The 12402-nt window shown below is 66.8% G+C and carries 14 protein-coding genes; 8 read left to right on the top strand and 6 right to left on the bottom strand.

What is annotated here, in order from left to right; translation table 11 throughout:
- Positions 1 to 28: 28 nt before the first annotated feature.
- Positions 29 to 577 (bottom strand): TetR/AcrR family transcriptional regulator, encoded by a 549-nt coding sequence (locus tag ACQP1G_RS24900; RefSeq protein WP_433191988.1) that lies wholly within the window; start codon positions 575 to 577, stop codon positions 29 to 31.
- A gap of 231 nt (positions 578 to 808) precedes the next feature.
- Between ACQP1G_RS24900 and ACQP1G_RS24895 the strand changes: the two genes are divergently transcribed.
- From ACQP1G_RS24895 to ACQP1G_RS24885, 3 genes are read left to right on the top strand one after another with little or no spacing between them, the layout of a single operon-like run.
- A complete protein-coding gene (locus ACQP1G_RS24895; RefSeq protein WP_433191986.1) occupies positions 809 to 1501 on the top strand; it encodes a TetR/AcrR family transcriptional regulator in 693 nt (230 codons plus the stop codon).
- Complete coding sequence (locus ACQP1G_RS24890; protein ID WP_433191985.1) at positions 1498 to 2157, top strand: enoyl-CoA hydratase-related protein; 660 nt, start codon at positions 1498 to 1500, stop codon at positions 2155 to 2157. The genes ACQP1G_RS24895 and ACQP1G_RS24890 overlap by 4 nt, the downstream gene beginning before the upstream one ends.
- A 48-nt stretch (positions 2158 to 2205) precedes the next feature.
- Positions 2206 to 2988, top strand: coding sequence for a crotonase/enoyl-CoA hydratase family protein (locus ACQP1G_RS24885; protein ID WP_433191983.1), 783 nt, complete (start codon positions 2206 to 2208; stop codon positions 2986 to 2988).
- Positions 2989 to 3003: 15 nt separating this feature from the next.
- Here the strand turns inward: ACQP1G_RS24885 and ACQP1G_RS24880 are convergent, their stop codons facing one another.
- Positions 3004 to 3714, bottom strand: coding sequence for a dienelactone hydrolase family protein (locus tag ACQP1G_RS24880; protein WP_433191982.1), 711 nt, complete (start codon positions 3712 to 3714; stop codon positions 3004 to 3006).
- Positions 3715 to 3879: 165 nt separating this feature from the next.
- Here ACQP1G_RS24880 and ACQP1G_RS24875 point away from each other — a divergent pair, with 165 nt between their 5' ends.
- A complete protein-coding gene (locus ACQP1G_RS24875; RefSeq protein WP_433191981.1) occupies positions 3880 to 5049 on the top strand; it encodes a lipase family protein in 1170 nt (389 codons plus the stop codon).
- A gap of 15 nt (positions 5050 to 5064) precedes the next feature.
- Here the strand turns inward: ACQP1G_RS24875 and ACQP1G_RS24870 are convergent, their stop codons facing one another.
- Positions 5065 to 5202: a hypothetical protein gene (locus ACQP1G_RS24870; protein ID WP_433191980.1), complete on the bottom strand. Its 138-nt coding sequence runs from the start codon at positions 5200 to 5202 to the stop codon at positions 5065 to 5067.
- Between the two features lie 754 nt (positions 5203 to 5956).
- Here ACQP1G_RS24870 and ACQP1G_RS24865 point away from each other — a divergent pair.
- Positions 5957 to 7069, top strand: a complete 1113-nt coding sequence (locus ACQP1G_RS24865) for a methyltransferase (RefSeq protein ID WP_433191979.1) — start codon at positions 5957 to 5959, stop codon at positions 7067 to 7069.
- Here the strand turns inward: ACQP1G_RS24865 and ACQP1G_RS24860 are convergent.
- A complete protein-coding gene (locus ACQP1G_RS24860) occupies positions 7066 to 7500 on the bottom strand; it encodes a hypothetical protein (RefSeq protein WP_433191977.1) in 435 nt (144 codons plus the stop codon). The two genes, ACQP1G_RS24865 and ACQP1G_RS24860, sit on opposite strands and share 4 nt — an antisense overlap.
- 28 nt (positions 7501 to 7528) lie before the next feature.
- Between ACQP1G_RS24860 and ACQP1G_RS24855 the strand changes: the two genes are divergently transcribed.
- The gene (locus tag ACQP1G_RS24855) at positions 7529 to 7792 is read left to right on the top strand and encodes a hypothetical protein (protein WP_433191976.1); all 264 of its coding nucleotides are present in this window, start codon (positions 7529 to 7531) and stop codon (positions 7790 to 7792) included.
- A 190-nt stretch (positions 7793 to 7982) separates the two neighbouring features.
- The gene (gene fadD11, locus ACQP1G_RS24850; RefSeq protein WP_433191975.1) at positions 7983 to 9797 is read left to right on the top strand and encodes a fatty acid--CoA ligase FadD11; all 1815 of its coding nucleotides are present in this window, start codon (positions 7983 to 7985) and stop codon (positions 9795 to 9797) included.
- Positions 9798 to 10001: 204 nt separating this feature from the next.
- On the opposite strand, the gene ACQP1G_RS24845 is transcribed toward fadD11, so the two are convergent.
- Positions 10002 to 10196 (bottom strand): ferredoxin, encoded by a 195-nt coding sequence (locus ACQP1G_RS24845; RefSeq protein ID WP_433191973.1) that lies wholly within the window; start codon positions 10194 to 10196, stop codon positions 10002 to 10004.
- Positions 10193 to 11626 (bottom strand): cytochrome P450, encoded by a 1434-nt coding sequence (locus ACQP1G_RS24840; protein WP_433191972.1) that lies wholly within the window; start codon positions 11624 to 11626, stop codon positions 10193 to 10195. The genes ACQP1G_RS24845 and ACQP1G_RS24840 overlap by 4 nt, the downstream gene beginning before the upstream one ends.
- A 110-nt stretch (positions 11627 to 11736) precedes the next feature.
- Here ACQP1G_RS24840 and ACQP1G_RS24835 point away from each other — a divergent pair, with 110 nt between their 5' ends.
- The gene (locus tag ACQP1G_RS24835) at positions 11737 to 12399 is read left to right on the top strand and encodes a TetR/AcrR family transcriptional regulator (RefSeq protein WP_433191971.1); all 663 of its coding nucleotides are present in this window, start codon (positions 11737 to 11739) and stop codon (positions 12397 to 12399) included.
- The last annotated feature ends 3 nt before the right edge of the window (positions 12400 to 12402 follow it).

Raw genomic sequence — 12402 nt, 5'->3', positions numbered from 1 at the left:
CCGCCCTGTGACTGCCGTCGGCGGTTGATCAGCGGCGGGCGTGGGAGTAGATGAGGCGGGCGTACTGGGCGAGGAGTTTGTCCAGGGAGATGTCTTCGCCGCCCGCGGCGATTTGTTGGTAGCCGATCAGCATCGACATGCCGAGAGCGGTGACCACTGCGGTGGTCTCGTCGTCGCCCACAACGCCTTTGATCGCCTTGTGCACGGTGCGGCGGCGCGATTCGTCTACCCGCTTGAGTGCGAGATTCACCGATTCGTCATTGGCGGCCCAGGCACGGATCGCGGCCTCGGCGGCGTGATGCAGGCCCGAGGCGAGGTCGGACATGGCGCGGATGTCGTCGTCGGGATTGCCCTGGTTGAAGTTGAGCGTGCGCAGGATGACGACTTGGCGGTTCTCCCAGTGCTCGAGCAGTGCGTCCACGAAGCCCTGCCAACTGCCGAAGTGATGGTAGAACGAGCCGCTGGTGACCCCGAGACGGCGGCACAGCACGCCGATATTGAGGCCTTTGAAGCCGAGTTCGGCGAGGACCTCCAGAGCGGTGTCGAAATACTGCTCCTTGGTGACCACTCGTGACATTCGCAGGCGCCGTTTCTGTTGGTGCGGGCAGGGGCGAGAAGGACCAGACAGTACCTCATCGTATTGCCACCTCGCGGGAACGTAGCGAAGTCTACGAAATAGCGTCGCCCTGCCGCAAAAGTACCCGTGACCGGGCGAAACATGCAGTGGCGCAGTGGAACAGAGTTTGCCGGCGCGATGCGGAACCCCCGTGTTCCGATAACAGAGCAAATGCTCTGTTATAGTCGTGACATGCCCCGTCCCCGGACCCATGACCCCGACACCGTGCTCGATGCCGCGGAGTCGCTGGCCGTGCGCTCGGGTCCCGCAGCGGTCACCATCCGTGCCGTCGCCACCGCGACCGGAGTGTCCAATGGCGCGATCTATCACACCTTCGGCTCGCGTGCGGAACTGCTCGGGCGCAGCTGGTTGCGTGCCGCGCGGCGGTATCTGACGATGCAGGCGGACCTGGTCGAGGCGCACTTGGGCGCAGCGGAGGTCCTCGCCTCGAGTTCGTCGAAGGGCCGAGACGCCGCGCACTCGCCGCAGGTCGTCGCGGCGATCCTCGCCGCGGCCGAGACGCCGGTCGAGTTCGCGCAGCGGTTTCCGGATTCGTCGAAGCTGCTGCTGCTGACCGTCTCCCGCGACGAACTGCTCGGTGACGAACTGCCCGACCACATCGCGGCCGAACTCGCCGGAACCGATGACGCGCTGGTGGGACTGATCATTCGTCTGTCGCGCGCCCTGTGGGGTCGTGGCGACCGCGGCGCGGTCGATGTGATCACCACCTGCATCGTCGATCTGCCGACCGCCATCCTGCTGCGCCGCGACCGAATCGCCGAGCCCATTGCCCGCCAGCACCTGCGAGCCGCCGTTCGCGCGGTGCTCGAGGTTGGCCCACCCGACCGAATCTCGAAACCCACTCCGGACGAAGGAACAACATGAGCACACTGAGCTACCACGAGAAGATTGCCGTCCTTGACCTCGGGGACGACGAAAACCGTTTTACCCCAGCCTTTCTCGAGGCCGTCAACGCCCACATCGACACCGCGCTCGCCGAGGGCGCCGATGGTCTGGTGACCACCGCGAGCGGCAAGTTCTACTCCAACGGCCTCGACCTGGACTGGCTGGTCGCCAATGGTGAGCGCACCCAGTGGTACATCGGTCAGGTGCAGGCGCTGTTCGCCCGCGTGCTCACCCTGCCCATCCCCACCGCCGCCGCGCTGCCCGGCCACGCCTTCGGCGCGGGCGCCATGCTCGCCCTCGCCCACGACTACCGCGTAATGCGCAGCGACCGAGGCTACTTCTGCCTGCCCGAGGTCGACATCCGCATCCCGTTCACCCCGGGCATGGCCGCGCTGATCCAGTCCAAGCTGACGCCCAAGGCCGCGGTCGCCGCGATGACCACAGGTCGCCGCTTCGGTGGCGTCGACGCGAGGGCGCTCGATATCGTCGACGCCACCGCGGCCGAAGGCGCGGTCACCACCGCCGCCGCCGCGATGCTCGCCCCGCTCGGCGGTAAAGATCCCGCGACGCTCGGCGCGATCAAGAACACCATGTTCGGCTCGGCGGTCACCAAGCTGACCGACGCTGGCGCGTAAACCGCTGTGCCCCGATAGGTTTGCAAGCAGTCGACCCAGGAGCCCGATATGACCGACGCCGCCACCCTGCACCGCGAGGGCCACATCGCGATCATCACCCTGAACCGGCCCGAGGCGATGAACGCGGTGAACGCCGCGCTGTCGATCGCCGTCGGCGCGGCACTCGAGGAGTTGGCGGCCGATCGGGATCTGCGGGTCGGCGTGATCACCGGGGCCGGTCGTGCGTTCTGCGCGGGCGCCGACCTCAAGGAATTGGCGCGCGGCAACGGCATTCACGACCCGGGGCACCCGGAATACGGATTCGCCGGGCTGGTGCAGCATTTCGTCGATAAACCGCTCATCGCCGCGGTCAATGGGTTCGCGCTCGGCGGCGGCACCGAGATCGTGCTCGCCTGCGATCTCGCGGTGATGAGCGCCGACGCCCAACTCGGACTCCCCGAGGTCACCCGCGGCCTGTTCGCCGCCGCGGGCGGGGTGCTGCGGCTGCCGCGTCAGATCCCGCCCAAGATCGCCCACGAGATGGTGCTGACCGGAACCCCGATCGATGCCACGGCGGCCGCGCACTGGGGGCTGGTCAACCGGGTTGTCCCGGCCGAGCGAGTGCTGCCCACCGCGGTGGAACTCGCCGAGACGATCGCCGCCAACGCGCCGCTGTCGGTGCGTGCGTCCAAGCGAATCATGCACCGCGTCAACGAATTCGGCTCCGAGTGGGACAACCCGATCTGGGAGATGAGTTTCCGGGAGGCGGCTCCGATCTTCACCAGCGCGGACGCGCTGGAAGGTCCGCGCGCTTTCGCCGAGAAGCGTGCGCCGCAATGGCACGGGGAATGACGGTGGATTGCCCGCCTACTCGGCGCCGCCAGCACTGTCGGTGAGATGCGTATCGAAGAAGGCGAAGATGCGATGCCAGGCGTCGCGGGTGGCCTCCGCGTCGTAACCGAGGCCGGTGACCCGCAGCACCGGGTCGATGGGGAAGACATTCGCGAAACCGTGCATGGTGCCCGGATAGGTCTTGATGTCGTGTTCGACGCCGAGTTCGGTCAGCGTGCGGTCGAGCTTGCGGCCCGCGCCGATGAGTGAGGGATCGAGCTGGGCGTAGCTGGCGACCACCGGGCACGCACCCTCGAGTTGGGCGCGGTAGTCGCCGTAGAGACCCGGATAGAACGGCGCGGCCGCGTCGAAACCCATGGGCGCGGTGAGCAATGCGAAGCCGCCGCCCATGCAGAAGCCGATGACCGCGGTCTTGCCGGTGCAGTCGGGATCGGCGACGAGCCGGTCGCGGGCGGCCAGGATCTCCCGGATCGCCGGGCTCGCACCGGTAAGGACCAGCGAGCGCATGACCGCGCGGATGCAGCGCACCCGGCCGTTGGCGAACAGGTTCGGGGCGATGGTGAGATAGCCGTAGTCGGCCAGCATTTCGGCATTGCCGCGAATATCGGCGCCGAAGCCCACGCCGTCGTGGATCACCACGACACCGGGCCAGGGTCCATCCCCGGTCGGGCGGGCCAGGATCGCCTCGAGAGTACCGTCCGGCGCGTCGAGCTCGATGGTATTCATGACCAGAATGTATGCCCCTGTCTCAGACGTGTACAGCCACAGGTGGTTATCGCGTGGCGCACTCGATCGCGTGGCGCGAATTTCGACGTTGAGCGTGAAATGCCGATTCGGCGGCGGCGGGTGGTTTAACCTCAGCGCGTCATTCGAGCGAAAGGTGACCCGTTCATGTCTCGGCCACCGTGGCGCGCGCTATCGGTCGCGATCGCCCTCGTGCTCACCGTATTCGCGGCCTCCACCCTCGTCGCGGCCGACAGCGGTGACTACGCCGGTCTCGATCCCGACCCCACCGGTGACGCCTACCTCGATCAGCATTTCCTGACCGACGGATTGGCCAACGGCACCATCATATCGTCGCGCTCGGTGCAGATTCTGCCGCCGCTGGCCGCGACCTCGAGCTTCGACGCCTGGCAGGTGTGGTTCACAACCACCGCCGCCGACGGCACCTCGATCGCCGCGATCACCACCATCATGAAACCGAAGGCGTGGAATGGGCGGCTCGTCAGCAACAACTACGCCATCGACAGCATCGGGCTCGGATGCAATCCGTCCTACCAACTGACCCATGAGGTCTCCATCGAGGCGCCCGATATCACCCGCCAATTGCTGTCACACGGTTACGCGGTCGTCATGACCGACTATCAGGGACCGAAGATGGCCTACGCGCACGGGCCGACCCACGCGCGCGAGGTACTCGACGGAATCCGTGCGGCACTGCAGTTTCCGGCGGCCGGGCTGACGGGCAGCCCCGTCACGATGATCGGCTACAGCGGCGGCGCGATCGCCACTGTGTGGGCGGCGCAACTGCAACCGACCTATGCCCCCGAGTTGCCGATTCTCGGCGCCGCCGCCGGTGGCACGCCCGCTGATCTGAGTCTGCTGCGCACCACGATGGATGGGAAACCGCCTGCCTCGGCGCTGTATCTGATGGCGGCGTTGGGTGTGGCCAGGGCGACACCCGGTGCGCTGGATCTGCTCAACTCGACCGGCGTGCGGACCGCGCGCGAGAACAAGAACCTCTGCTCGAGTGCCGCGGTGCTCGGTGTCGCGCCGATACCGCTGCGTTCGTTGACCAAGGTCGACCCGTACCAGGCCGAGGTCACCCAGCGGATCTACCGCGAGACCAAGGCCGGTGGGCTGACACCGACGATGCCGATCTACCTGTGGCACGGCCTGTTCGACGAATGGATTCCGGCCGCGGGCGCGCAGGCGTTACAGCAGCGATGGCAGAGCGCGGGAGTGCAGGTTTCCCTGACGCTGCTGCCCTGTGACCACCTCAGCTGTGCGTTCACGCCGGGGGCGATCACTCAGATCGATGAGTGGATGGGCGTCGCCTGAGCGCATCGGGCCGCGTCAGCGCGGTTGCGGGGCGAACAGGTCGAGCACCGTGCGCGCGAACCGCTGATAGCGGTCGGTGGTGAACTGCTCGGGTCGGGTGAGCACCAGATGGGCGGCGCGTTCACCGATGGCGAGCAATGAGATCGCGGTCAACTCGGCATCGAGTTCGCTGAGGCCGGGGCGGCGGTCACGGCCCCATCCGATCTGGGCCCCCAGCTGGGTGAGTGTGAATTCCCTTGCGGCGGCGGCCCGTTCGCGGACCTGTGCGGGGTGTCACCGGCGGGTAGCAGCAGCAGCGTCGAAACGTCAACGTGATCGCCCGATTCCCCGACCGCACCCGATCCTGAGACTCGGCCTCCACCACCACCGTTCGCAACACCCGCCGCGCCAGCGCCGCGGACCCCACCGGCCTGGCCGCACCACACATGGCTTCCTGCACCCCATCCGATCCGGCATACGGTCACGTCCACACTCGGCCGTGACACGAATCGCCGCCCGCGGTGCCATAGATACGAACCTGGAGTTTCAGTAGCGCACTGAGGTTGGTCGTAGCCGAATTCCGCTGTGGCCGAACAGGATAATGGTCACCGCAATAGATGCCCACCGGTGCTCGCCCGCGAATCCCGATGCCTGCAAGGCCGATCGAGACGCGACGCCGACGCGTCCAGTCGATCCGATGCGGACCCCGGGCCGCACCGGCCGCGCCCGGTGTGCGAGTCTTGACCGGACATTCCGGTGAAAGGGCTGCTCATGACGCTCGGCATGGTGCTCGGCGACTGCTCCGCTCGCACTTCGATGCGGGGCTGCTAGCCCGTCCTTTTCCGGCCCATTCGGCTGCCTCGGGTCGTCCCGCTCCTCGTCGAAGTGCTCTCCGTGCCAACGCACGTCCGATCACGAGGAGCACTCCATGTCGACCATCCAGTGGACCGAAGCAGATGCCGACCACAGCGCGCAGTGGCATTCCGAGAGCGCCGCGCCGATGCCCACCCGGGTCGTCGTCATCGATGACCGCATGCGCGCCGATATCGCCTACCGGCTGGCCTGCGAAGGGACGGCGCTGCTGTGGCGCGGCGACTTCCACAACGCGCGCCAACTGTTGCAGGCGTTGTGCCGTCGCATCGATCGCAAACCCGTGCCGACGGGTGCAGGTCCGGCCGAATCCTTTCGCCTCTATCGCCGTGCGCGCGGCCATCGGGCCCGGGTGCTGGGCAGGCTGATCGTGCAACTGGAGCGGGATCATTCGCTGGCACTGCGACGGGCACCCGATGTGCGGCAGGCGTGCACCGAGGCCTACGGGGCGTCGCCGGAGCCGATGGTGGTCGCGTACACCGAACTGCTCGGTGCGATCGGGGCACACGAATGGCGTGAAAACGGTGTCCTGGTACCAGCTCTCGGCGTGCGGATCCACCCGCACTACGGGGTGTTCTCCCCCGTGCGCGGAGAGTACGTCGATCTGGTCGCCACAGCGCCGATGCCGGTCGAGCACCGCACCGCCTTCGATCTCGGCACCGGCACCGGCGTGCTCGCGGCCGTGCTGGCGCGCCGCGGCGTCGACCACATCGTCGCCACCGATATCAATCCGCGCGCGCTGGACTGCGCCCGAGACAATATCGACCGGCTCGCGCTCACCGGTCGCGTCGAAATGCGTGGCCCCGCCCTGTATCCAGACGGGCGCGCGCACCTGGTCGTCTGCAATCCGCCATGGCTCCCGATCCGTCCGACCTCGGCCGTCGAACAGGGCGTCTACGACCAGGACAGCACCATGCTGCGCGCCTTCCTGACCGGTCTGCCCGACCACCTCGAACCTGGTGGCGAGGGCTGGCTGATCCTGTCGGATCTCGCCGAACGCCTGGAACTGCGCACCCGCGCGGAACTGCTGGCCGCCATCGATGCGGCGGGCCTGCGCGTCGTGGATCGGATCGACACCACACCGAGGCATTCCCGCCCGAAGGACACCAGTGACCCGCTGCACGCTGCCCGAGCCATGGAGGTCACCTCGCTGTGGCGGCTGGTCCCCTAGATGTGCTGTCTCAGGATGTTGGTTCCACGGCGTCGATCTCGAAGGGTGCGCATCACGCGATTCATCGGTGTGACTGGCACGACTGTAATGATTCCTGCTGGGTTCGACGATCCTGCTGTGTGATCTTGTCGGCCATCGAGATATGAGGGATCGTAAGTGAGAGTTGCTATTTCAGCAGTCGTACTAGCCGCGGCAATCCTGGGTGCCAGTGCCTGCCAGGACAGTGCGACCGTGACCGGGTCCGTCTCGACGAGCAGTTCGACGGCCGCGTCCACCACGACGCCTGCTTCGAGCCCGGTGACGAGGACCGACGCTTCGGCCACATCAGAGGAAACGACGACGAGGACCGGCGCTGCGGCCGTGTCAGAGGAGACCACGACCCGCGCTCCGGCCACGTCAGAGGAGACGACGACGCGGTCCGCGCCGGTCACGAACCCGGCTGGCACGGCATGCGAGCACGTGACTCGGCAACAGTTGCAGCAGGTGCTGGACGCGAGCCGTGTCTCGTCGGTGCCGATCGTGCTCGGGGAACCACAATGCAAGGAATACTGGGCGATGGCGTGGTCGGAACACACCGATGCCGCGCCGCAGCCCACCGGATATCTGTTCCAGGTCTCGTCGCAGGGCTTCTGGCAATACATCACGCAGGGCAGCGCGATCGACTGCATCGCGAACGGAGTGCGGGCCGATATCGCCGTGATGCTGCGTGGCTGTCGGAAGTAACGTCGACAACGCGCGGGCCGGCACCGAACATGGGATGCCACACCGAGATCCCCACCGTCGGATACCTCGCCATCATGGTCGGCGATTCGTGGTCGGGCGCTGTGGCGAAATCGGGTGAAAACGGCACGCGCGCACCGTGGTGCGACCTACGGTCGGGGAGAAAATCCGGCCGTAGTGATTGTGATGGGCGATGACCGAACCGAATACCACCTGTGCTGCCTTCCAGCGCGTTGCGGCGATCGATCCCGATGCGATCGCGGTGCGCTCCATCGGCGGCGGGCAAGCATTGACCTGGCGCGAGTACGCCGAACAGGTCCGGCATATCGCGGCGGGATTGCACGGGCTCGGAATCGGGCGCGGCGATACGGTCGCGCTGATGATGGCCAATCGGGTCGAGTTCTATCCGATCGAGGTGGGCGCGCAACACACCGGCGCCACCTCGTTCTCGGTGTACAACACCCTCGCGCCCGAGCAACTGAACTATGTCTTCGGCAATGCGGGCAACCGGGTGGTGATCTGCGAGGAACAGTACGTCGAGCGGGTCCGCATGTGCGGTGCGCCGATCGAGACCATCGTCTGCGTGGATGCCGAGCATGCCGCGACGATCAGCCTCGCCGAGCTGAAGGCCAAGGGCCGCAACGATTTCGACTTCGAGGCGACGTGGCGATCGGTGCGTCCCGACGATATCGCGACGCTGGTCTACACCTCCGGCACCACCGGGAATCCGAAGGGTGTCGAGATCACCCACGCCAACCTGACCGCCGAGGCGCATGCGTTCAACGCCGTGCTCCCCGTCGAATTCGGCGACCGCCAGACCTCCTACCTGCCGACCGCGCATATGGCCGACCGGTTCACCGCGCTGTATCTGCAGGAGTACTTCGGTACCCAGATCACCGTGGTGCCGGATCGCACCCAGCTGCCCGCGGCACTGGTGGACGCGCGGCCCACGATCTGGGGTGCGGTGCCGCGAGTGTGGGAGAAGTTCAAAGCGGCGGTGGAATTCTCGGTCGCCAATCAACGCGACGAATCCACTAGGGCCGCACTGCAATGGGCGCTCGGCGTGGCCGCGCGCAAGGCCGCGGTGCTGCTGGACGGGCGCACTGTCGGGGTGGAACTGGCCGCCGAATGGGCCGAGGCGGACGAGTTGGTGCTGTCGAAGCTGCGTGCCGAACTCGGCCTGGACCAAGTGAAGTGGGCGATGTCGGGCGCGGCGCCGATCCCACCGGAAACCCTCGGCTTCTTCTGCGGTCTCGGCATCCCGATCAGCGAGATCTGGGGCATGTCCGAACTGACCTGTGTGGCCAGTGCCAGTCCGCCCGCCGAGGCGCGCCTCGGCACCGTCGGGCGGATGCTGCCCGGTTCGGAGGCCAAGATCGCCGAGGACGGCGAATTCCTGGTTCGCGGACCGCTGGTGATGAAGTGCTACCGCAGGGAGCCGGGCAAGACCGCCGAAGCGGTCGACGCCGACGGCTGGCTGCACACCGGCGATATCCTCACCCGCGACGCCGACGGTTACCTGCGGGTGGTCGACCGCAAGAAGGAACTCATCATCAACGCGGCCGGAAAGAATATGTCCCCGGCCAATATCGAGAACACCATCAAGGCCGCCACTCCGCTGGTTGGTTCGATCGTCACGATCGGTGACGCGCGCCCCTACAACACCGCCCTGATCGTGCTCGACGCCGAATCCGCGACACCTTATGCGGCCCAACGTGGTCTGCCCGACGCCTCTGTGGCCGCACTGGCGGTCGATCCGGGGGTCATCGCAGACATCGCCCGGGGTGTGGCGGCAGGCAATGCGAAACTGTCTCGGGTCGAACAGATCAAACGCTTCACCATCCTGCCCGTGTTCTGGGAGCCCGGCGGCGATGAGATCACCCTGACCATGAAGCTGCGCCGCAAGCCGATCGCAACGAAATACGCCACCGAGATCGAACACCTCTACGCGTCGGACCGATCCGACACCGTGCACGTACCCGCCGCTCAGGTCGCCTCGGAGGTCTGACCGGCGTGCGCCGCCCGCTGATCACCGCCCGGTTGCCGGCATTGCCGAAGACATAGTTCAGCTCGGGCGCGCGGGCGCTGTACACCGAGAACGAGGTAGCGCCGGTCTGCTGCGCCGCACGTCATCACCATGCGCTGATTCGGGCAAAGGTCGCGAGCGATCCTGCGTTGCTCACCGGGTGGTGACGCCGCGGCGCCTCGCACATCAATCGGGCGACTGCCGCAGGGCTTCGACCGGGCAGCTGTCGACCGCGAGTTCGGCATCGGCACAATCGGATTCGGCCACCTGCTCGACCCGTATCTGCACCTTGCCGGACTCGTCGACCTGGAAGACGTCCGGCAATAACGCCTCGCATATGCCATGGCCCGCGCAGCGAGTTCGGTCGGCGATGATTCTCATACGGGCCGCCGGGTTTCGACGCGAGCGGCTTGCAGGTGGATCGGGAGGCCATCGAGCGGGATCGGGCCGGTCGCCCATCCCATGGGCGGCACATACCCGGCAGGCACAGACCACCGATAGTGCAACAGCATTCGATGCATGATCGCCTTGACGGTCATGCCGCCGAAGTACAGGCCGATGCATTTGTGCGCGCCGCCGCCGAAGGGCGCCCAGACATAGCGGTGCGATTTGTCCTCGTGGCGCTCGGCGGTGAAACGCTCCGGATCGAAGACATCGGGGTCGTGCCACCAGCGGTCGAGGCGCATCGCCGGATGCGAGCCGATGACGACGATGGTGCCCGCGGGCACGAAATGCCCCTGAAGCGCGGTATCGCGCACCGTCTCCCGGATCTGCTGGCCGACCGGGGAGTACATTCGCAGGATCTCCTTGAACACCAGATCCAGGGCGGGCAGCCGGTCGAGATCGTCATAATCGAGCGAATCCTTGCCCAACGCTTGGGATTCCGCGCGTAGCCGGTCCTGCCACTCGGGGTGCAGGCCCAGTTGATAGCCCATCATCGACAGCGCGATGGTGCTGGTGTCGTGTGCGGCCATCAACACGAAGATCAGATGGTCGACGATGTCCTGATCGGTGAAGGTATGGCCCTCATCGCTTGCGGTATGGCACAGCACGCTGAACAGATCATCGCCGGTACCGGCGCGTCTCGCGGGCATTTCCTCGCGACAGTAGTCCTCGAGCACCTTGCGCCCGCGCAATCCCTTCGCCCACAGACCCCCGGGCAGATTGGTGCGCACCAGCGCCTGCCCACCGCGCACCGCGTCGATGAACGCGCGCTCGAGCCGGGCGGCCTCCGGGCCGAGGCGCGCGCCCATGAACACCTCCGACGCCATCCGAAGCAGCAGATCCTTGGTCGCCGGGAACAGTTGAAGGTCATTGCCGGGCAACCAGTCGCGCATGCCGCGGGCGATCGCCGGCGTGGTGATGTCGAGATAGCCGACCAGCCGCGGCCGGGTGAACGCCTGCTGCAGGATGCGCCGGTGGTACCGGTGCTCGTCGAAGTCACGCAACAGGATGCCGCCGTGGAAGAACGGTCCGATGAAGAAGTCGTAGCCGCGCCGGGCGGAGTACACCTTGTCGCGGTCGGCGAGGATTTCCTCGATCGCCTCCGGGCTCACCACCGTCACGACGCGGCGGCCGAGCATACCGGCCCACTGGATCGGACCGTATTTGTCGAAGCGCCGTCGAGCGAAGTCGAGATTGTCGGTCATGGCGGGAAGCGCGTGCCCGATCACCGGTAATCCGTAGTCGCCCAGCACCGGCCGCAACTGGCTGCCCGCGGGCGGATCGGCGAGGATTCGGGTCCGTGTGGGATAGCGCTCAGCCAGTGTGGCCGCGGCATATTTCGCCCGAAGGCCGATGGTCGCCATCATGGTCGTGGTCCTCTCGCGCCTTTGCGAAACCCGTTGTGATCCAGACCATACCGGAATCGATAGTTTCCGTAAACGCTTGTTTCCTGATTGTGCTGCGGCATACTGACCCTGTGACACGGGCAGCGACCGGGATCTACCGCGGCACCTCCGCCGAACAGCGGCGCGAGGAACGCCGACGTCGCCTGATGGACGCCGCACTCGACATCATCGGCACCCAGGGCTGGGCGACCACCACGGTGCGCGGGGTCTGCGAACAGGCCAAGGTCGGCCCACGTTTCTTCTACGAGAGCTTTCCGGACCTCGACGCCCTGGCCGCGGCCGTGCACGACGAGATCATCGACACCGCCATCCGCAGCTCCCTCGACGCCTTGGGCGCGGCACCCGACGGCATCGCGACCAAGACGCGCGCCGCGGTCACCGCCATTCTCACCTCCGTCATCGCCGATCCGCGTCGCGCCCGCGTCGCCTTCGCCGAGGCGCACGGTAGCGAAACCCTGATGCGCCGCCGCGCCGCCGCCATGCGGACCATCGCCGACGTCGTCGCCGATCAGGAGCGTGCGCTGCTGGACCCGCCGCCGGGCAGCGACACCCTGGTGCGCGCTGTCTCGCTGATGATCACCGGCGGCGCTGCCGAACTCGTTCTGGCCTGGCTCGACGGCGGCATCGACGTGACCCGTGACGAACTCATCGATCTCTGCGTCGAATTCGTTCTCACCTTCGCCGACAATCTCGCCACCATGGCCGCCCGCCTCCCACCGAGACCATCTCACTGACGC

The organism is Nocardia sp. CA-107356 (assembly GCF_050946365.1).
In the GTDB taxonomy this organism is placed as follows: domain Bacteria; phylum Actinomycetota; class Actinomycetes; order Mycobacteriales; family Mycobacteriaceae; genus Nocardia.
This window is presented reverse-complemented; position numbering and strand designations above follow the sequence as displayed.